The organism is Hazenella coriacea (assembly GCF_004341825.1).
GTDB classification, from domain to species: Bacteria; Bacillota; Bacilli; order Thermoactinomycetales; family Thermoactinomycetaceae; genus Hazenella; species Hazenella coriacea.
Genome location: NZ_SMAG01000001.1, coordinates 353,179 through 373,866 on the forward strand (window position 1 = coordinate 353,179; position 20,688 = coordinate 373,866).

Genomic DNA, 20,688 nt, shown 5'->3' on the forward strand with positions numbered 1-20,688 from the left:
AATCAGGATCCATGAAATGTTTAAACAAACTAGATATAGATGTTGAAAAATACGATTGATCATCAATAGGAATCAATAAATGATCAGCTCTCCCTGATGAAAATGTTCATTAAGGTTCATATTATTTAACAAGGTAACACTTAAAGATAACAAAATCATTTCACACGAAAGTGAAAGTTCGACTCCTATTCATGGATATTTTGACACTATTGATACGAAATCAAAAGTAAAAGGGAAGGGTTATCGTGAGAGCTCCAGAATTTCCAACTGATGCTATATGGTTAAATACAAAGGAATCATTATCATTAAAAAAATTACGTGGTCATATCGTCTTAATTGACTTTTGGACTTACTGCTGTATTAATTGCGTTCATGTCTTACAGGAGCTTTCAGATCTAGAGAAATATCGAGGTGAGCCATTTATTGTCATTGGTGTTCACACCGCTAAATTTACTAACGAGCAAGATCCGGCCAATATTGCACAAGCCATAGCCCGTTATGAGATCAAACACCCCATCATTGTAGACTCAAGCAATCGGATTCGGGATGAATATACAGTTAAAGCATGGCCAACCTTATATCTACTTGGAGCTGATGGTAAGATCATCGACCAGTGGGTCGGAGAAGGACATCAACATGACATAGACCAAGCTATTGCCCAATCACTCAAAGAAGCACGTCAACAAAATCGTTTGTCACGTCAAAAAGTAAAAATTACTCGTACATTCCCTCCGAGAAGTACTTTATCATTTCCAGGAAAAATCACTTTTCATCCAAACAATGAACATCTATTTGTTTCTGATACCAACCATCATCGAATTTTGGAACTTGAATTTTTGGACAAGGATAAAGCACAAGTCGTTCAAGTAATTGGGAAAGGAAAAAAAGGACGAAGAGACAGCTCTTTTCAAATGTCTACCTTCAACCGCCCTCATGGACTAGAAGCCACAGACCAGTATCTCTATGTTTGCGATACGGGAAATCATCTCATCCGCCAAATTGATCTCATTCATCAACAGGTACATACGATTGCAGGTACAGGAACAAAAGCACCATTTGGAGAAAAAGGTGGAAATGCCTTACAAACACCTCTTAGCTCTCCTTGGGATCTTGCTATTTCAGGAAATCATTGCTATATCGCTATGGCAGGCTCCCACCAAGTTTGGGATTTGAACTTAGAAAACCAGGAGCTCCATGCACTAACTGGAAGTGGTTGGGAAGGTTTAACAGATGGTCCTTCATTAGAAGCACACCTTGCACAGCCAAGCGGGATTTCTATAGATGCTAAGCACCTTTATTTTGTGGATAGCGAAAGTTCAGCTTTAAGAAGATACTCATTCAAAACGAAAGAACTATCTACTTTAATTGGAACAGGCTTATTTTCATTTGGCTTAGTGGATGGACCTTTTTCTAACTCTTTAATGCAACATCCTGTGGGGATTGATCTCGTAGATCATGAAATTTATATTGCTGACACTTATAATCATTCCATTCGTGTAGTCAATTTGCAGTCAAAAGAAGTCCATACATTAATCAGTCGAAAACAGTCCGATGTTTGCCAGATCGAAGACGAGGATTGCTTAATCCTTCCCTTATATGAACCCTCTGATGTAACTGTTCATCAGGGTAAACTTTATATTGCAGATACCAACAACCATTTGATCCGCATTTTCGATCTCACAACCAAAGATTTTTCTACTGTTGAGATCTATATGGATAAGGAAAGTGCTTGTTTTCCTTGTTGATTCAAGTAAATAATGAGCCTCCTGAATGCATAAAAAAGCCCAGTTAATTTTAGAAAATACTGGGCTAAACGCTTTATATTGATTGATCCATTTTTTAACGAATCGATTTGTGATCTTCAGAAACCCAAATGGTTTTTTCTCTGAAAGAGATGCGTGGGGGTGGAACAACTTTTAGATCTGAATATCCTAAATAAATCAAACCAACGATCTCATCTTTTTCTTGACATCCGAAAAAACTTTTCATTTTGTTATGATAAGCGGGTTTACCTGTACGCCAAATCGCACCTAAGCCGAGTGCATGTGCTGCCAAAAGCATATTTTGGACAGCTGCATTTCCAGCTGCTACTTCCTCTTGTTTGATAACATTAGCTTGGTCGCCAGGAGTGACAATAACCGCAATGATCACTGGGGCACGGAAGGCTTTTGCCATCTGTTTTTCATAAATAGAGTCCCGTTCTTCGTCAGTGAGCATGGAGTCCTTTTCCAAAGCAATCTCCGCATAAACCCTACCTAATCCCTGTCTCCCATCATCTTGGAGTACTACAAACCGCCAAGGTTCTGTACGATGATGATTAGGAGCCCAAGTAGCGGCTTCTAATACTTTCTCGATCAATGGTAGCGGAACTTGATCTTCTTTTACTTTCCCTATACTACGGCGAGTTGTAATCGCTTCAAAAAGTTCCATCACTTTATGTCTCCTCTCGATCTATACACATCGGTCATCCACCAATCCATGTTTTCATGAGATAACCCAAACTAATACCCACATAATTCCCAACCGCATATCCAAGGATCCCCATTAAAACTGCGGGTGTTACAAGTTGTACCCATCCTTTGGAAGTGGCTAAAGCTAAAGCTGTTGAAGGACCTCCCACACAAGCTTGACTTGCTACAGCTAACATTTCAATCTCTATCTTAAACCAACGCCCGATTCCAAATACGATGAGTGCATGAATCGTTACCACAATCAGTAGGAAAATAAACACAATCGGACCTCGATCAATCAGCGTACTAACAATCGTTCCTGCCCCCATCGTAGCAAAAAAGAAGTGGAGCAAAATATTACCCATCTCTTCCCCACCATGAAATCGGCGAATGGGTGTAAACCAACTCACTAGTAATGCCAATGATGTATATACAATGACGGTTGGGATTGAAAAACCGATCCAACTATCGATATAAGGCGTGATAAAGTCAGAGATCGCTATAATGACAAATGTGACTGACAATAGAGTAACCATATCATAAATGGAGATGTTTTTACGTTTCCAAAAGGATTCCTTGGACTCTGATGGCTCTGATCCTTCATTCTTCCTTATTGTGGGGTAATATTTCCACAACAGGGCAGGGATCACAGCAGTCATTACCATCCACAGATTGGTCATAATATTATCAGCGGCTGCACCTGTTGCAAACATCGTCTCTGAAGTTTGTAGTGCATTTCCTACAGCCGCATAGTTGATTCCCCCACCAATGTAACTAGCCGCAAACTGACCAGCCACTTTCCAAGCTTCTGGACCGATTCCATCAGCTGTAAGGTTGACAGCAATCATCGCTCCGATCGCAGTCCCGATCGCCCCTAAAGTAAAAGCGATCATAGCAGATTTACCTAACGAAAGTACATTTTTTAAATCTGTTGATAACAATAATAATACAATGGCCATCGGCACCCCGTAATCGTTAGCAAACGTATATAAAGGGTGGATTTCTTCCCCTAAAGAGGATGGAATCACTCCTAGATTCACTAAAACTGCACTTCCTGTAATCACTAAAAGAGCTGTCCCCAAAAATGAAAAAGCTTGAAATCGGCGCTCTAGCCAGAAAGAGATTGCTATTAAAACAGTGATGACTGCTCCTACTCCGAAAGTACTAGTAATCCAAACATCTGGCATCGATATCCCTCCTAATCGCTGGATAATATATAGGAATCTTCGAAAAATAACTATATTGTTAGCGCTTACAATACAGTTAGCAGTACCTCTTAGATTCAACTTATCTTGATCACACAATAGTTTATTTTATTATAAAATAACGAGAGCTGGATTCAAATTGATTTGGAAAATAAAAAAACCTGATCGTAATGATCAAGTTTTTAGGTATGGTGCCGAGGGTCGGACTTGAACCGACACGGTAGAAACCTACCGCAGGATTTTAAGTCCTGTGCGTCTGCCTATTCCGCCACCCCGGCAAAATGGAGCGGAAGACGGGATTCGAACCCGCGACCCTCGCCTTGGCAAGGCGATGCTCTACCCCTGAGCCACTTCCGCAATCCTGGTGGTTCGGGACGGAATCGAACCGCCGACACGAGGATTTTCAGTCCTCTGCTCTACCGACTGAGCTACCGAACCTTTTAGGCATTATCTGCTGACAAAAAACATTATAACACGGATAAGCAGATGCCTGCAACAACTTTTTTATTTTAATTTTGAATTCTAACGTGAAACACGACGATTGACTCCCCGGACTAGGATTGGACGAACATAATGACGAATCCGCTCCATGATCCGTTTCGCTTTTGTTCGTTCAAGCTGTCCTTTTTGTGAATAGGCAAGATGCTCTTCGAGTTCATCCAAATCAAAATTTGAGGTAAAAATCGTTGGTAAACGTTCGGCCGCTCTGTAATGAAGAATAGCTCCAATCACATCATCACGAATCCATGGGGAGACAGATTCGGCACCTATATCATCAAGCACTAAAAGTGAAGCTTTTTTTAAAGCATTCATTTTTTGCTGAATGGAGCTTTTATCTCCGATCGATTCAAATACCTCACGAATAAATTCAGGTACATAAACCATATACGAATCCACATCATATTTGACTAGCTCATTCACAATTGCACCCGCAATACGACTTTTTCCTACACCAAATGATCCATATAAATAAAGTCCTGTCTCAGGGCGATCCTCGGCAAACTTCGTACAAAAGTCAATCGCAACTTCTAAGACATCAATCCGTGCAGGATCTGCTTCAATCGTAGCAAACGAAGATTCTAAAATATCTCTAGGAATATGATGGCTACGAATTAAAGTGCTTCGTTTCTGTTGTTCCGTAACAGCTTTCAACTTATCACATGGCTGCATAGCTACATCAAAGTAGCTTGCAAATTCTACTAACTCAGGAGTATGTCCTTTCATACGATTAGGACATTGATCAAGTCCAGGACATCGACGACACCGCTCATGTTCTAATACAAACTCATTTAACTGTCCTAAAGAACGGAGATACTGATATCGAGGGATTTCAGGGTGAGCGCGGACAAACTCCCTAATAGCCGGATAAGTGAACAGAACATTTAACTGTTTTTCACGTTGGGACAGGGATATTTGATTTTTTAATGGAACGCTAACAATTTCCCCCAAAGGTTTCACGTTGTATTCTCCTTCTCTTGCTTATTTGAAACAAAACGTTCATTCATCAATTGAAGCTTAGCCTTAATTCTAGCTTGTTTTTCAGCTAAATCTTCCGCCGCAGTTGCTTTCTCTTCGATCAAATTTTCATCAGTGGGTGCAGATTGAATTTGACTTAAAACGGCTCGTGGAAGCTTTTCCTCTCTTTTTATAGAGCGGTACTTTCGATTCGGATTATATTTAGAGTTTGTTCGATTTTTATGATCCCAATCTTCTTTACGTGCCTGTTCTAAAGCATCTTCAACTGTTTTGATCCCTGATCGCTTCCAATGACCAGCTATTTTCTCTACAAGTGAACGAGATAGTTTATAATCATATTTTAATAGAACATACTCCAATAATACATTGATGACACCATACGGTAATTTGTAGTGATGAACCAATGATTCAACTAATTTAATATCACTATCAGGAATTCTCGAACCCTTTTGATAATAAGACAATAATTCGATTGGTGAAATTTCGGCGAGTTGTTGAAAATGTCGTTCCTCTTCAGTTAAAGCTTTTTGGTCTGGCTTTGGTGAAGGAGTGGAAGGGTTGGTTGCTCGTTCTGAAGATCGTTGTCGCTTGGAAACCACAGGGGGTCCACCAAAGCGCAAACGGTATTCACTTTTGACAAAGGAGCGAAGACGCTCTAAATCAATCATCCCGTTTCGAGTTACATATGGGTTCAGGAGTGCCGTGGATAAGTCCCATTCATTAAGTTGATAAAGAAAACAAATCTCTTTGAGCTCAGCGATGAGTTTCTTAGTCCAGACATGATCTTCGACAAGGGAACCAAGTCTCATACGAACCATCGAAAGATCATCATCATCGGACCATTGTGGAGCTTGACCTTCCACAAACTTATCATCCAGTTCTTCTTTATTCCAATCGATTTCTTTCACCAATTCTTCTGCCTTAGTTAAGTCCTGTGGTTTGAAACTACCAAAGATCTCTTTAAAAGTTTTGGTCACGTTCTTCGTCTGGGTTTGAATCGACAAATCTTCACTCGTCGTTTCAAATAGTGAATTTCGAACTGCCAAATATCGTTCTTTTCCCAAGAGATGATATAGGGTGATACTTAAAACATCACTGTGAAAAAATTTAGTCGGTGATAAAGGAGGAATCAGTTCATACTCATAAAAACGACCTAATTCAGGATCTTTTTTCTCGTATGTATTAATCAAACCTACACCTTCTAAAAGATGGCGCGCTTCCACTAGCTGCTCAAAACTAAGTGAACACAGTTTGAGAAGATAAGTGTGGCGGTGAATCTCAGACATCCCTGCTCGATGTAATGGAGCTTGGTACATCAATGTCATATAAAGTGCCACTGAAGTTGCTCCTACAATGGGCTGATATAGATGAGTTAAACCATATAAATCGGCGCTATGAATCGGTCTTCGGGTTCGGCAACGCCACCCTAGATCTTTCCTAAACATCGTCATCACAGAGCCTCCTTACATCTGCTCGCACTTCTCATTTATGATTTCTTCATTGTAACACATGAACCCTATTCTCAGACAAACCTCATATTCATCCATTCCACTCTATGAATCGGGTCTTTCTTCATGAACAAGCGCTCTTCTGGATCGATTCAACAAATCTTCCAGCTCATTGACAAAAACATTAATGTCTTTAAACTGACGATACACAGATGCAAAGCGGACATAGGCAACCTCATCAATATCAACCAACCGCTCCATGACCATTTCCCCGATTTGTTTGGATGGAACCTCTGCGATTCCTCCTTGCCGTAAAGATCTCTCGATCTCCATAACCACGCTATCTAATTGATCCAAAGGGACAGGACGTTTTTCACAAGCCCGTATTAAACCACGTAGCAACTTTTCCCGACTAAACTCTTCACGGCTTCCTTCTTTTTTAATGACAACTAATGGCTGTACCTCTATCATTTCAAAAGTCGTAAAACGCTGTTCGCACTCTTCACATTCTCGACGACGACGAATAGCTCGTCCATCATGAACGGGTCTCGAATCAAGAACACGACTACCGTTATGTCCACATACAGGGCATTTCAATAGAAAAACCTCCTTTAAAATCTTTCTTCTCTCAAGCAACAATCTCTATTTAATCATATTTAACCCATCTTATCATGTCTCTTTAAATGAGCATTTTTAGTAACATGATGATCCAGATCCCATCAGGTTGCTGTTTCTCTATCTCACTCTCGTAACGGATCCACAAAAGTTTCTCATCAGAGAAACATCTCCTCTCCTAGGCCCATTCAATGATTCCTAATTTATTCAAGCCTAGATATATAACCATCTAGAAGATTTTCTATCTTTTTATCCTAAAATCAACGCCGCTTTATCAAAACTTCATTTCTTCTTAACAAACATTACTACTTGCCAATCTTAGGTTAATGGAAACTCTCTATCATCAATGATATGAAAGATGAATCGATAAGGGGGTATTTCTATATGAAAAAATCGATTCTCCTTTTACTAAGTACTTGTCTACTACTAATCTCTTTGAATGGATGTCAAACTGCATCGACAATGAATAGTCAATCACTATTTGGAAATCAGCAAGCACTCCGCTTAACGATTCCCTATCACATTAAACGGTTCGATAGCGCTATAGCTAATGACTCCTTTTCAATGAATATCCTAAGTAATACTGGTGAAGGATTAATGCGTTTAAATGAAAATCATCAACCGGTTCTAGGGATTGCAAGTCAGATCACTGTGAGCTCTGATCAAACTGTCTACACATTTCACCTGCGTGAAGCTAAATGGAGTGACGGTTCATCAGTAACTGCTCAAGATTTTGAGAAAACATGGAAAAGAACTCTAGCTAAGTCCACCCAATCTCCAAATGCATATCTTTTCTTTTCAATCATTAATGCGGAAAGTTATCACCATGGTGAAGTAGACGAGAGCAAAGTAGGAATTCATGCAATTGATGAAAAAACATTTGAAGTGCGATTGAAACAACCCATGCGTCAATTTCTAAATCTCATTACCTGTACACCCTTTTTACCACAAAAAGCCGATCATTTAAACAAACATGGAGCTACTTTTGGAACTGATCCTACACAGATGGTATACAATGGGCCTTTTGTCATTAGTGGTATTTCTGAAACTGGAACAATCGTTCTCAATAAAAACCGAAGTTATTGGGATCAGAAAAATGTCACACTAGAAAAGACCTACTTTTATGTTTCTAACAATGCAGTACGAAACCTAAATCTGTATAATGCCAATCAAATCGATATGACGAGAATCCATGATGAATTCACAAAAGCTTATCATCAATCGCCTGAATTTCATCGGATTCAAACTTCCGCTACCCAATATATACGCTTCAATGAGCAAAATCATTTTTTACAAAACAAAAAAATACGCCAAGCCATTAATCTTGCAATCGATCGTCATCGCCTTGTTCAACAGATTCATAATGAGGCAGAACCAGCAGGGGGATTGATTCCTCCCACCATGAAGGGAGAAAATCAATCATTTCGGGAAGAGCATCCCTTGCCTGCTCCTTCTATGGATATTCAACGAGCCAAACAACTCTTTCAAGAAGGTCTAACAGAGTTAGGCTTACAAAAAGCACCCGAACGATTAGTTTTACTCAGCTATGAAGACGAAAGAAAACAACTGGCAATTGAGTTAAAAAAGCAATTGAAGGAGCACCTTGGCTTAAACGTACTATTAAATACGACATCCCGTTCTGAAAAGCTGACACTTGAAGAGTCTGGAAAATTCGATATGACATTATCCGATTGGGCAGCAACCTATCCTGATCCAATCACGATGTTAGAAACATTTACAACTCATCATCCACAAAACACTGGGAAATATAGCGATTCACCTTACGATGAGACTATCAAACGAGCCATTAATTCGTCCTCTGTGAGTCAGCAGATGAACTATCTGCGGCAAGCAGAACGCTTTTTACTTGTTGATGACCAAGCTTTTATCCCATTATATTATGTAAACGAAACCTATTTATTAAAATCTCATATTAAAAAGTTCGTTCGTCACCCTTTTGGTATACCTAACTCTTTGCGCTATGTTCAAATCGTGGAACAGTAAGAAACGGAATATCCTCTCCCAGCAGATGATGATTTACATAAAGAAGAGCTTCCCCCTCAGTGATCTAGGGGAAGCTCTTCTTTATAAGATTTGGCTGGTTGTACCTTTTTCTGTTTGCGAGAAGAAAGAAGAACCACTGCTACAATAATAAGTATTCCACCAAGAACTTCAAAAGCTCCCAATATTTCTTTCAACCAGAGTACTGACATAAACGCAGCGGATAAAGGTTCAGCACTTCCTAAGATTCCTACTTCCGCAGGTTTCAGATAACGCAAACTACTGATATATAGAAAAAAAGATAGTAATGTTCCGCAGATAATAACAAAACAGATATAAAAAATGATCTCCCCATTCCAATCAATCGGGTCCAGCTGCCATGGTGGATGGATCAAGCTCATGACTAATCCCCCAATAAGCATCCCCCATCCCACAACCACTAATGAGCCCCATCGTGGGATTAATTCCGTTGGATAAAGAGTGTAAAAGGCAGCCGCTAAAGCTGAAGCAAGTCCCCAAATAATTGCTTGCGTAGACACTGAAAGCTCTGTCGTTGAACCATTAGTGACGAGAAAAAACGTTCCAATCAAAGCAAGTAAGAGAGCGATAGACTCACTCCACTGTGGGAGTCGCTTTAATTGTAATGTCACATATACAGTAATCAAGGCAGGTCCCAAGAATTGTAATAAAGTTGCCGTTGTTGCATTTCCAGCCTCGATAGCGGCGAGATAAGTGTATTGAACTCCTAATAGTCCAACAACTCCATAAATAATAATCCGAATTCGATCCTTGGGATGCTTCCAAATAGCAAAAATGGAACCTTGTTTACGACTTAAAAGTGAAAAGCCTAACAATAAAATCCCACTGCAAAGTAACCTTACTGTAACCATCCAGGAAACTGAAAACTCCTGTAGTTGGAACAATTGTTGTGCCACTGTACCTGAAATTCCCCATAAAGCAGCACCAGAGATCACCATGGTAATCCCTTTTAAACGATTCCACTTTTGCATAGACGTTCTCTCCTAAATCCTATCTTAAAATAACTACTCTTTTCCTCTATCATCATTTACTTTTGGAGTCCTTGCAATAGATCTTTACAAAAAAAAATAATGGTAAAAAATAATTTAACAGAAGGTTTTGAAGGAAGATTGCTCACATATCAAGAAATATTTATTGAATAGTGGGAAGAAGCTTAAAATAAAAAGTAGTAAAAGGGACAACATCCTTTATTAATCTTAAAATTTTAGCCATTACTCCCCTGTTGTAAAGATAGACCGATCATAAATAGCGAGGTGTCATCTATGCAAGGTCGAATTCTTACAAAAGAATCATTTCAATTTATGGGGATCGGTTGGACGGGTCCTTATACCATGTCACGTGAAATACCACATATTTGGGAAAACTTCATTAGCAGGATCAAAGAGATTCCCAATCAAGTGCAACCAGGTGTCTTTGTTAGCCCTTGTCATGATCGTGTCACAGATTTCACCTGCTATATTGGTGTTGAAGTGGACTCGGCAAACCAAGTTCCCAAAGGAATGCTTACTCTAACCGTTCCCACCCAACGCTATGCAGTCTTCGTTCATAAAGGGCCTATAAAGACTACACCCGAAACCTACCGAAAAGCATGGACTTGGATTGAGAGAATGGGATATATCAAAGACCATAGCACTCTCGGCTTGGAAGTATTCGACAAACGATATATTCCTTCGATTGATGATCCTGGATCTCCTGATAATATGTATGAGATTTATATTCCGATTAAAAAGAAATAGATTCAGTCATTTCGTGCGAAAGATCGACTCCTAATAGTTTATTTCGACAAATCACAAAGAACCGAGAGAAGAAGTTGCTCTCGGTTCTTTGTCTATAAAAACAATTGTTCTATGATCAGATTAAGATACACTAACTTCTTCTAACAGTTTATTCCCGACTAATTTTACAAGATCAACCACACGGCAAGAGTAACCCCATTCATTATCATACCATGCAAGTACTTTCACTTGACGGTCTCCAATCACCATCGTGGAAAGTGCATCTACAATGGAGGAATTTTCATTCCCATTAAAATCGGAAGATACTAATGGCTCATCGCAGTATCCAAGAATTCCTTTCATGTCTGTTTCGGAAGCTACTTTAAGTGCTTGATTTACTTCTTCAGCTGTTACATCTTTTTTCAAATCAACAACTAAATCTACTACAGACACATTAGGTGTCGGAACACGTAGTGCAAAACCATTTAATTTTCCTTTTAACTCTGGAATCACAATTCCCAATGCTTTTGCAGCACCTGTTTTAGTTGGAATAATTGACTGTGCACAAGCACGCGCACGGCGTAAATCTTTATGTGGGTTATCAAGGTTCTTCTGATCATTGGTATAGGCATGTACGGTTGTCATCAAGCCATGTTCAATACCAAATTGATCATGAAGCACTTTTACTACTGGAGCTAAACAGTTGGTGGTACAGGAAGCATTAGAAATAATGTGGTGATTAGCTGGATCGTAAACGCTTTCATTAACCCCCATTACCACAGTCGCATCCTCATCTTGACCAGGTGCAGTAATCACAACCTTCTTTGCACCTGCTTCAAGGTGTAAAGAAGCACCTTTCCGATCACGGAATTTACCAGTGGCTTCAACCACGATATCTACATTTAAATCCTTCCAAGGCAACTCTTGAGGGTTACGATTGGAAAGTAATTTGACTTGCTTTCCGTTCACTGTAAAACCATTCTCATTAGGTATTACTTCAGCATCAAAGAATCCATGAATTGTATCATATTTGATTAAATGAGCTAATGTTTCGGCAGGATAACTTGCATTTACAGCCACCACTTCCATACTTGGATCCAAAATTGCTTTTCTAAAAACCATCCGCCCAATGCGTCCAAATCCGTTGATAGCGATACGAAGTGTCATAGTGATGGTCTCCTTCCAATTTAGTACATACTATTATTCTTATCTTATTATAATCAGTATGGCACATTTTGCAACCAAAACAAACGAAAACCCTGTTTTTCACCGAAACAGGGTAACGGATTACTGTTCAATTTCAGGTAAATCGCCATATATTTGTTTATATTGCTCATAATAAAAGTTTACTCGCTGTACATAATGGCGGGTTTCACCAAATGGGATTTTACTCGAATTTTGAAGAGTTCCGTCCCAAACTCCTTCTCTTAACCATTTCTTTACGTTGCCAGGGCCGGCATTATATGCCGCTGCAACAGCAAATTTATTCCCTTTGAATTCCTTTGTTAATGAAGCAATATACCAACTACCCATTCGAATGTTCATAGCTGGATCATCAACCATATTTTTTGAAGCAGGGGAGAATCCACCACGTTGGATTACATCATCTACAGTCCCTGGCATTAATTGCATTAGACCTCTGGCGCCCCTGTGCGACTCTTTATCGGGATCAAACTTGGTCTCTACCCGGATGATCGCCATAATCATATAAGGATCGGCTCCTGTTTCTTTCGCACTGTCAACGATATAATCTTCATACTCTAATGGATACATCAAGCGATTGATAAGGGTATTGGCTAATACAATAAACACTAACACTAGTACAAAAGCAACAAGGAGAACCCTTTTGGAGGGCAATGCAACTATGGCTGGTTTGATCCATTTTTTAATGTTAGAAAGTTCCATAGTTGTTTAACCTGTCTTTCTGTCACCTCTAAAGGTCCACGATTATCGATGACGAAATCTGCAAACTTTCTCTTTTCTTCAATACTTAGTTGCGCTTTCATCCTTTGGAGTGCTTCTTCTTCTGTTAGTTGATCTCTTTTTATTAATCGTTCCAATTGTACAACTTCGGGTACATATACCACGATAACCTTTTCGACATAGTGTGTCAAACCTTGTTCAATCAGTAAAGGTACATCCCAAATAATGATCGCCTCAGCATTTTGGTCAATGGCTTGCTCGGTCCTACTATTCATTTCAGCGATGATTAACGGATGCAGGATTTGATTCAGCTCTTCACGTGCTTTTGTCGAACTAAATATAATTTGTCCAACCTGAGTGCGATCCATTCTTCCTTGAGAGTCAATCACCTGATCTCCAAAGTGTTGGCGCACTCTTTCCAATCCTATGGAACCTGGCTCAACAACATCTCTTGCGATTTGGTCCGCATCGATCAGAATCGCCCCTTGTTGTCGAAACATAGCTGAAACAGTACTTTTCCCTGTTGCGATCCCACCTGTTAAACCTAGTATCATGGAAGGGGTCAACTCCTTTTAAAAAAAGCGAACAACACCTATAAGTATCATACAAATTCCTGGTAGATAAGGGAGCATGAAGCCCCAAAGCTTATGACCCCATCGTAAACCAAACCACATGCCCAATCGAAGAAATAGTGCACTTGTGACTGTAATCGTACAAGCTACATACATAGGTGAAAGCCCAATGAATGCAGCTCCCAGTCCTGCACCAAAAGCATCTAAGGAAAGAGCCACTCCAAGTAGACAAGCTTCCATTGAAGAGATGGACCCTGATCGATCCACATCGGCTACCATTGGAGTCCGTAAGACGGAAATGACTAAGCCTAATGAACGAAATTCCCATGCCCATACTTGGGTGGGTGGTTGACTCTTTTTCAACTCTATATGGGTAGTTCCTTCGTTTCTTTTATGAAGAACTCCATTCACTATGGTCCAAATCCCTAATCCAATTAAAATCATTGCTCCAAGCTGATTCGCAAACTTAGGTGATAGCCATTGAGTTAGCCATCCTCCTAAGAGCATCGAAGCCCCAATAACAATCCCTGAACAAATACCGATAATGAGGGTAGACAACAAGGGAATTTTCATTTTCCGCAAACCATAAGTAGTTCCTACACCGAAACTGTCTAAACTAACTGCAAAAGCTAACCAGAAAATGGATAATCCATGCCACACCGCAGCCACTCCCCAATCGATTCAGTTAGTAACTATATCTTATGGAGGAGCTGGCCAATCGGTGATACCTATACAGGTTGACAATGAGAGCAAATATGTGTTCCACGTCCAGCCACGACAATCCGCTCAATCGGTCGTCCGCACTCGTTACATGGTTCATTTTTTCTTCCATACACTTGAATTTGGAGCTGGAACATCCCCATCTCTCCTTGTCCATCCAAATAGGAGCGAACAGATGAACCACCTAGCTCAATCGCTTTTTGTAGTGTTTGCCTTATACCTTGATACAGTCGCTGAATCTCTTCATCTGTTAAAGATGAAGCCGATCGCTCTGGGTGAATCCTTGCAGAATAGAGAGCCTCGTCCACATAAATATTCCCCAAGCCTACCAAATATTCTTGGTTTAATAGCAAGGCTTTAATTCTCGTTTTTCTCTTAGGTAACGTTTGCTGAAACCAATCAATCGTAAACTGATCGGATAGAGGTTCAGGACCCAATTTTTTTAGTGGCAAAACCTCTTCTTCTTTCCCCCACGAAAACAAGTGCATCGTACCAAATTGACGCACGTCCCGATACCTTAGCTCAGTACCATCGGTAAAATGAAAAATAACATGTGTATGTTTTTCCAATGGTTCTCCATGATCCACCACTCGATATTTTCCCTCCATTCGGAGGTGAGAAACTAAGACCAATGGGTCACAAACAATCTTTAAAAACTTTCCCCGTCTTTGAACATCTGTAATGGTTAATCCAAGTAGTTGTTGACGAAAAAGATCGACATCATCTGGATGCTTGATTATACGAGGGAGATGAATGGTAACCTCTTCAATCGTTTTTCCCAGAATCAGTTGTTTTAATGTTCGCCTCACGGTTTCTACTTCTGGTAGTTCTGGCAATGATGTTTCCCCCAGTATTTATTTACTTTGCTTCATACCAACTCTTCCCATAATTAATGTCTACTTTAAGAGGTACAGACAGACGTAATGCTTCCTCCATCACTTTCCGGACTAATTGTTGCATCTCTGTTAATTCATCTTCAGGCACTTCAAAGATGAGTTCATCATGAACTTGGAGTAGCATACGACTTTTTAGATTCCTGTCCATCATCTGTTGATCCAGTTTCACCATCGCAAATTTAATGATATCAGCTGCGGTTCCTTGAATCGGAGTGTTCATCGCTGTTCTCTCGGCAAACCCTCTGACATGAAACGAACGAGAGTTGATATCTGGTAAGTATCGACGACGATGGAGAAGTGTGGTGACAAAGCCATCTTTTTTCGCTTGTTGTACGATTTGATCCATATAATCTTTCACACCTGGGTAGGTTTCAAAATATCGTTCAATAAAATATTTCGCTTCTTTCGTTGTAATATTTAGGTTTTGCGCTAACCCAAAATCACTAATCCCATAGACAATCCCAAAGTTGACTGCTTTCGCTTGTCGTCTCATTAACGGAGTGACATCCTCTTCAGCCACTTGAAAGACATCCATCGCTGTTTGCGTATGAATATCAGCCTCTTTAATAAAAGCTGCTTGAAGGGCTTGATCTTGGGAGAGATGAGCTAACACCCGTAATTCTACTTGTGAATAGTCTGCGGATAGCATATACCAGTCCTCTTGAGAGGGAATAAATACTTGGCGAATTCGTCTTCCCTCTTCCAAACGGATGGGGATATTTTGCAGGTTAGGTTCGGTACTGCTCAATCGTCCAGTGGCTGTAATCGTTTGATTAAAATGTGTATGGATCTTTTGGTCAGGACCGATTTCTTTGATTAAGCCTTCAACATAAGTAGAATATAATTTCCCTACTTGACGATAATGGAGAATCTTATCGACAATTTCATGCTGAGGAGCTAATTTTTCCAATACATCCGCACTGGTTGAGTACCCTGTTTTTGTTTTCTTCAACACAGGTAATCCTAGCTTATCAAATAGGATTTCTCCAAGCTGTTTCGGCGAGTTAATATTAAATTCTACCCCAGCCAACTGATAAATCTCTTTCGTTAATTGGTTCATACTCAGCTTTAAATCTTCACCCATCTGATCCAATCGGTGAGGGTCAACCAGTACGCCCTGTCTTTCCATCTTAGCTAAGACAGTTGAAAGAGGCATTTCCAAATCAAATAGCAGCTTTTCCATCTCAGCCTCTTTTAAATCCTCCTTTAAAAGAGGTTGTAATTCCAAAATTGCTTGCGTCTTCCTTGCTAAATGTTCGGCAAGCTCTTCCCCTTCCAATAAACGGCGCTTTGCTCCTTTTCCATATACTTGCTCATCTGAAGGCAAAGCACTTACAGTTGGGTAACGATCAGCAATCTCACTTAATTCCAGCTGAGATTCTGACGGATTAATTAAATAGGCAGCTAATAATACATCAAACTGGATGCCCTCACAAGAAAACCCTTCATTTTTTAAAACAATTTTTGTTTTCTTCATGTCGTAGACAACTTTTTGCCTATGGGGATCAGCCAACCATTCTTGGAGTGCACTCCACTCTTTCACTACCTCAGTTGGAACGTATAGATGTTTCTCACCATCAGAAAGGCAAAGTCCAATCATCTTTGATCGATGGGGGTTGGGAGCAGTGGTTTCCACAAATAGAGCTAACTCTCCACAAGTTAATAGATTAGCGTAATCATTAACCCGACTTACTTCTACACTCTCGTAGGAGATAGATTCTAATTTCTTTTCGGGTGCTTCTTCTTGATCCACTTGCTCTTTACTAAATCGTTGGATCAGACTTTTAAACTCCAGCTTTTTAAATAACGGGATAACCTTATCTAGATCCATCGAAGGAAATGCCAGCTCGTCCAAACGATAGTTAAGGGGAACATCCGTCCGAATCGTCGCCAATTGTTTACTTAATAAGGCTTGTTCTTGATGCTCTTCTACTTTTTCCTTTAATTTTTTTCCTGGAAGCTCATCAATGTGATCTAGTACTTCTTCCACAGATGGGAACTGATGTAACAATTTTAAGGCTGTTTTTTCACCAACGCCTGGGATTCCAGGAATATTATCGGAAGGATCACCCATTAATCCTTTTAAATCAATAATTTGTTGTGGGGTTAAACCATATTTGTCTTGAATCGCTTTCAGGTCATAACGGTCTGCATCTGTAACCCCTTTACGAGTCAAAAGTACCTGAACCTGATCCTCAACCAACTGGAGTAAGTCTTTATCTCCCGTTACGATTAAGGTCTCCATACCCTTCGATATTTCAGATTTGGCGACCGTGCCAATAATATCATCTGCTTCAAATTCGTATAATTCATGGTATGGAATTTGAAATGCATCAAGTAACTCTTTAATGAGTGGGATCTGCTCAGAGAGCTCTCCAGGTGTTTTATCCCTCGTTCCTTTATACTCAGTATATTGTTTATGTCGAAACGTTTGTTTCCCTGCATCAAAAGCAACCAAGACATGTGTTGGCTTTTCTTCTTCTAACACTTTTAAAAGCATTAAGGTAAATCCATACACAGCATTGGTGAATACTTGATTTGAATTTGATAATAAAGGTAAAGCATAAAACGCTCGATACGCAATACTATTCCCATCAATCAACACGAGTTTTTTGTCCAAAAGTCGTCATCCTTTTAAATTTATATCTCCAAATGAGCAAATTCAGCAACATATTGATCCAAGCCGTCAGATCGCTGTTTCTCTGTCTCACTCCCATAGCATATTCGCAAATGTCGTTCGTCAGAGAAACATCTCCCTCCTAGTTTCATTGGATCAAACTACTTGATTTCCATTTTTACTCAAGTTGAGTTTATATCATACTTTTTACATTACCCTACAATTAGATGTAAAAAGACGAAATCCTCTATCCATGTTAGGTACAAGCTCAGAGAGGGGAGAAAATCAGGTTAGCCGCCTGATCGAAAAGGTGAATATTACCTAATTGACTCTACGGATACAAGCTATGCTTATTGTAACACGAGTAAAATGTGGCTTCTAGTTTATCAAAACTAAGATACGAACAGGTATTCTGTCCACTTTAATAATCATATTAAAAAGGCTTTGCAAATGACAAAGCCTGTGGAGTCTTTTCAGTTAAGACTAGTGATCTGCCCCTTGCTCTGGTAGGTTCTTCCTATATTTTCGAATCGCATAGTAAATACTGATGATCCAGACCAAAATCAGAAACACATAGATCATAGTTTGAATTCGATCTGTCACATGTACGGATTCCATCACATTGGTAGCATTCGTAACTAAAATCATGCCACCAACGAGAGAACCTAATAAAACTTGTGGAATGATCCGAACAATCCACGCTGCGATCGGAGCCGCAAATACCCCTCCAATCATTAGGGCTCCTACCCAATACCAATTAACCTCTGCCCAACCCAAAGAGATCATAAATCCTAGTGTAGCGGAAACAGCAATGGCAAATTCGCTTGTATCTACAGAACCAATCACTTTTCTCGCTTCTAAGTCGTTCCTCGATAAGAGTACTGGGGTGGCTAATGGTCCCCACCCTCCCCCACCTGTAGCATCTAGAAAGCCAGCTACAAAGCCCAGTGGAGTTAATATTTTTTTTCGTTTTCCCTGTGACGGATTCACTCTTGGCTTGATCTGGAAAACAAATCGAAAAAGAATATATACACCTAATCCAAACAAAAAAATAGAGATAAATGGTTTAATTAGCTCACCTGGTATCAGACTTAAAAAACATGCTCCCAAAAAAGCACCAATAGACCCAGGCACAATCAGACGTAAAACTGTTTCTTTATCTACATTTCCGAAGCGAATATGAGAAGCACCCGAAGCCGCAGTAGTCACGACTTCAGCAAAATGAACCGAAGCAGAAGCAACAGCAGGAGCAATTCCGAAGATCAGTAACAGCGAAGTAGAGGTCACGCCATAGGCCATTCCTAGTGATCCATCAATGAGTTGGGCTGCAAATCCAATCAAGGATAAAAGCAATAACTTTCGCATGGGAACCACTCCCTTTTCGATAAATCAGATGATTCAGATTAAAATGAATAGAAAAGTGAAGATCCATAGAAGTTCTTCAAGGTAAAAAAAGAGCTGTTCTTGGTTTTATCATCAAACTGATTTCAAGAACAACTCTTTTCAAATATATATTCACTTAGAGGGAAAATGTGCTTCTACCTTTATCATTTTTTCAAGCAAAATTAGTTCAAATCCGCTCGGCGACCCGTTTCAATATAAACAATACTTTCAGCGATATTGGTACTATGATCGGCGATACGTTCTAAATATCTAGCCACAAAGCAGAGCTGTAAAGCGACTTCTGCATATTGATTGCTACGTGGCAGATAATCCTTCATGTCTTTAATGATTTCATTATATAGCTGATCCACTTGATCATCTGTTTTAGCTAAGTTTTTAGCCAGTTCAATGTTGCCATCGATATAACTGTTGATCCCATCATTCACCATTTTTTGAGTGATTTTCGCCATTTCAGGGATTTGTTCTAACTCTTTAAATAAATTCTGGTTACTTTGCTTCATTTGAATGGTTACTTTGGCAATATTTAAAGCTAGGTCTGCCATCCTTTCCATATCAGAAGCAATCTTCATCGCTGCAATCAATTTACGTAAATCTTTAGCGACTGGTTGTTGTGTTGCAATTAACTTGGTTACCACATCATCGATTCTTTCTTCTAAGTCATTGATTTTTTGGTCATCCTCAATAACGACCTGTGCTAGAATTGCATTTTGTTGAATAATCGATTTGACTGCTTTGTCGATCGCAATCTCCAGTTGCTCCCCCATTTGTAAAAGCAACTGCTTGACATCTTTTAAAGACTGATCAAATTGACGCACCACGAGTAACTCCCCCTTAACCGAAGCGACCGGTAATATAATCTTCCGTTTGTTTATTGGATGGATTAGAAAACAGCTTTTCGGTATCGTTAAACTCCACCATATCCCCATTCAAGAAGAAAGCTGTCTTATCCGAAATGCGAGCCGCTTGTTGCATGTTGTGGGTAACAATCACAATGGTGTAATTCTGCTTTAACTCCTGAACTAACTCTTCTACTTTCAATGTAGAGATCGGGTCCAAAGCAGAAGTAGGTTCGTCCATTAATAGGATTTCCGGTTCAACTGCAAGGGCACGGGCGATACATAAACGTTGTTGCTGACCACCCGATAATCCAGTGGCTTTATCTTTGAGACGATCTTTGACTTCATCCCAAAGCGCTGCACCACGCAAGCTTTTTTCTACAATCTCATCTAGCTGACTTTTACTCCTTATTCCATGGATTCGAGGACCATACGCAATGTTGTCATAGATACTCTTTGGAAATGGATTAGGTGCTTGGAACACCATTCCTACCTGTTTACGAAGCATCTCCACATCCACATTGGGATCGTAAATATCTTGATCATGAATACAAATGGTTCCATCAATCCGTACAATTGGAATCAAGTCATTCATCCGATTGATCGTCCGTAAAAAAGTTGATTTTCCACAACCAGAAGGACCGATCAATGCAGTCACTGATTTTTCTTCAATATTCATCTCAATCTCTTTAAGTGCTTGTTTCTCACCATAATATAAATTTAACTTAGAAACGGAAATGGCATGTGAATTCAACTTAATCTCCCTTTCTC

Annotated in this window: 18 protein-coding genes and 3 tRNA genes; 3 read left to right on the forward strand and 18 right to left on the reverse strand. The window is 39.8% G+C overall.

From position 1 onward, the window contains the following. The first annotated feature begins 245 nt into the window (after positions 1-245). The gene (locus EDD58_RS01670) at positions 246-1,745 is read left to right on the forward strand and encodes a thioredoxin-like domain-containing protein (protein ID WP_131923104.1); all 1,500 of its coding nucleotides are present in this window, start codon (positions 246-248) and stop codon (positions 1,743-1,745) included. 94 nt (positions 1,746-1,839) lie between these two features. On the opposite strand, the gene EDD58_RS01675 is transcribed toward EDD58_RS01670, so the two are convergent. The 8 genes from EDD58_RS01675 to nrdR form a co-directional block, all read right to left on the reverse strand. Then, the gene (locus EDD58_RS01675) at positions 1,840-2,430 is read right to left on the reverse strand and encodes a nitroreductase family protein (RefSeq protein ID WP_131923105.1); all 591 of its coding nucleotides are present in this window, start codon (positions 2,428-2,430) and stop codon (positions 1,840-1,842) included. Positions 2,431-2,464: 34 nt separating this feature from the next. Next, positions 2,465-3,637: a DUF819 family protein gene (locus EDD58_RS01680; protein ID WP_131923106.1), complete on the reverse strand. Its 1,173-nt coding sequence runs from the start codon at positions 3,635-3,637 to the stop codon at positions 2,465-2,467. A 207-nt stretch (positions 3,638-3,844) separates the two neighbouring features. Further along, positions 3,845-3,933, reverse strand: a tRNA-Leu gene (locus EDD58_RS01685). 4 nt (positions 3,934-3,937) lie between these two features. Further along, positions 3,938-4,012, reverse strand: a tRNA-Gly gene (locus tag EDD58_RS01690). Between the two features lie 5 nt (positions 4,013-4,017). Next, positions 4,018-4,093, reverse strand: a tRNA-Phe gene (locus EDD58_RS01695). An 84-nt stretch (positions 4,094-4,177) separates the two neighbouring features. After that, the gene (gene dnaI, locus EDD58_RS01700) at positions 4,178-5,113 is read right to left on the reverse strand and encodes a primosomal protein DnaI (protein ID WP_131923107.1); all 936 of its coding nucleotides are present in this window, start codon (positions 5,111-5,113) and stop codon (positions 4,178-4,180) included. After that, complete coding sequence (locus EDD58_RS01705; protein ID WP_131923108.1) at positions 5,110-6,582, reverse strand: replication initiation and membrane attachment family protein; 1,473 nt, start codon at positions 6,580-6,582, stop codon at positions 5,110-5,112. Before EDD58_RS01705 ends, dnaI begins: the two co-directional genes overlap by 4 nt. Positions 6,583-6,684: 102 nt before the next feature. Further along, positions 6,685-7,176, reverse strand: a complete 492-nt coding sequence (gene nrdR, locus EDD58_RS01710; protein ID WP_131923109.1) for a transcriptional regulator NrdR — start codon at positions 7,174-7,176, stop codon at positions 6,685-6,687. A 402-nt stretch (positions 7,177-7,578) separates the two neighbouring features. On the opposite strand from nrdR, the gene EDD58_RS01715 reads away from it, so the two are divergent. Next, positions 7,579-9,198, forward strand: coding sequence for a peptide ABC transporter substrate-binding protein (locus EDD58_RS01715; protein WP_165875742.1), 1,620 nt, complete (start codon positions 7,579-7,581; stop codon positions 9,196-9,198). Between the two features lie 56 nt (positions 9,199-9,254). Here EDD58_RS01715 and EDD58_RS01720 read toward each other — a convergent pair whose 3' ends face one another. Further along, positions 9,255-10,205 (reverse strand): EamA family transporter, encoded by a 951-nt coding sequence (locus EDD58_RS01720; RefSeq protein ID WP_131923111.1) that lies wholly within the window; start codon positions 10,203-10,205, stop codon positions 9,255-9,257. 291 nt (positions 10,206-10,496) lie between these two features. On the opposite strand from EDD58_RS01720, the gene EDD58_RS01725 reads away from it, so the two are divergent. After that, positions 10,497-10,970 carry a GyrI-like domain-containing protein gene (locus EDD58_RS01725; protein WP_131923112.1) on the forward strand — a complete coding sequence of 158 codons (474 nt, stop codon included), beginning with the start codon at positions 10,497-10,499 and terminating at the stop codon, positions 10,968-10,970. Positions 10,971-11,090: 120 nt separating this feature from the next. Here the strand turns inward: EDD58_RS01725 and EDD58_RS01730 are convergent, their stop codons facing one another. From EDD58_RS01730 to pstB, 9 genes are all read right to left on the reverse strand, one after another. Next, complete coding sequence (locus tag EDD58_RS01730) at positions 11,091-12,116, reverse strand: glyceraldehyde-3-phosphate dehydrogenase (RefSeq protein WP_131923113.1); 1,026 nt, start codon at positions 12,114-12,116, stop codon at positions 11,091-11,093. 120 nt (positions 12,117-12,236) lie between these two features. Then, positions 12,237-12,767, reverse strand: coding sequence for a lytic transglycosylase domain-containing protein (locus tag EDD58_RS01735; protein WP_243648610.1), 531 nt, complete (start codon positions 12,765-12,767; stop codon positions 12,237-12,239). Between the two features lie 44 nt (positions 12,768-12,811). Then, positions 12,812-13,426 (reverse strand): dephospho-CoA kinase, encoded by a 615-nt coding sequence (gene coaE, locus EDD58_RS01740; protein ID WP_131923115.1) that lies wholly within the window; start codon positions 13,424-13,426, stop codon positions 12,812-12,814. 18 nt (positions 13,427-13,444) lie between these two features. Beyond that, a complete protein-coding gene (ytaF, locus tag EDD58_RS01745; protein ID WP_243648611.1) occupies positions 13,445-14,113 on the reverse strand; it encodes a sporulation membrane protein YtaF in 669 nt (222 codons plus the stop codon). A 59-nt stretch (positions 14,114-14,172) separates the two neighbouring features. Further along, complete coding sequence (gene mutM / locus EDD58_RS01750) at positions 14,173-15,000, reverse strand: DNA-formamidopyrimidine glycosylase (protein ID WP_131923117.1); 828 nt, start codon at positions 14,998-15,000, stop codon at positions 14,173-14,175. Between the two features lie 22 nt (positions 15,001-15,022). Continuing rightward, positions 15,023-17,680 (reverse strand): DNA polymerase I, encoded by a 2,658-nt coding sequence (polA, locus tag EDD58_RS01755; RefSeq protein WP_131923118.1) that lies wholly within the window; start codon positions 17,678-17,680, stop codon positions 15,023-15,025. A gap of 480 nt (positions 17,681-18,160) precedes the next feature. Then, positions 18,161-19,042, reverse strand: a complete 882-nt coding sequence (locus EDD58_RS01760) for a sulfite exporter TauE/SafE family protein (protein ID WP_131923119.1) — start codon at positions 19,040-19,042, stop codon at positions 18,161-18,163. Positions 19,043-19,242: 200 nt separating this feature from the next. Beyond that, positions 19,243-19,899: a phosphate signaling complex protein PhoU gene (phoU, locus tag EDD58_RS01765; RefSeq protein ID WP_131923120.1), complete on the reverse strand. Its 657-nt coding sequence runs from the start codon at positions 19,897-19,899 to the stop codon at positions 19,243-19,245. Positions 19,900-19,912: 13 nt separating this feature from the next. Continuing rightward, the gene (pstB, locus tag EDD58_RS01770; RefSeq protein WP_131923121.1) at positions 19,913-20,671 is read right to left on the reverse strand and encodes a phosphate ABC transporter ATP-binding protein PstB; all 759 of its coding nucleotides are present in this window, start codon (positions 20,669-20,671) and stop codon (positions 19,913-19,915) included. Positions 20,672-20,688 lie beyond the last annotated feature (17 nt).

Bases quoted from the DNA above. Each gene is read 5' to 3' on its own strand.
- EDD58_RS01705 (WP_131923108.1), bottom strand. From the start codon at position 6,582: ATGACGATGTTTAGGAAAGATCTAGGGTGGCGTTGCCGAACCCGAAGA.
- EDD58_RS01680 (WP_131923106.1), bottom strand. From the start codon at position 3,637: ATGCCAGATGTTTGGATTACTAGTACTTTCGGAGTAGGAGCAGTCATC.
- EDD58_RS01675 (WP_131923105.1), bottom strand. From the start codon at position 2,430: ATGGAACTTTTTGAAGCGATTACAACTCGCCGTAGTATAGGGAAAGTA.
- EDD58_RS01760 (WP_131923119.1), bottom strand. From the start codon at position 19,042: ATGCGAAAGTTATTGCTTTTATCCTTGATTGGATTTGCAGCCCAACTC.
- EDD58_RS01730 (WP_131923113.1), bottom strand. From the start codon at position 12,116: ATGACACTTCGTATCGCTATCAACGGATTTGGACGCATTGGGCGGATG.
- EDD58_RS01720 (WP_131923111.1), bottom strand. From the start codon at position 10,205: ATGCAAAAGTGGAATCGTTTAAAAGGGATTACCATGGTGATCTCTGGT.
- EDD58_RS01715 (WP_165875742.1), top strand. From the start codon at position 7,579: ATGAAAAAATCGATTCTCCTTTTACTAAGTACTTGTCTACTACTAATC.
- EDD58_RS01725 (WP_131923112.1), top strand. From the start codon at position 10,497: ATGCAAGGTCGAATTCTTACAAAAGAATCATTTCAATTTATGGGGATC.
- coaE (WP_131923115.1), bottom strand. From the start codon at position 13,426: ATGATACTAGGTTTAACAGGTGGGATCGCAACAGGGAAAAGTACTGTT.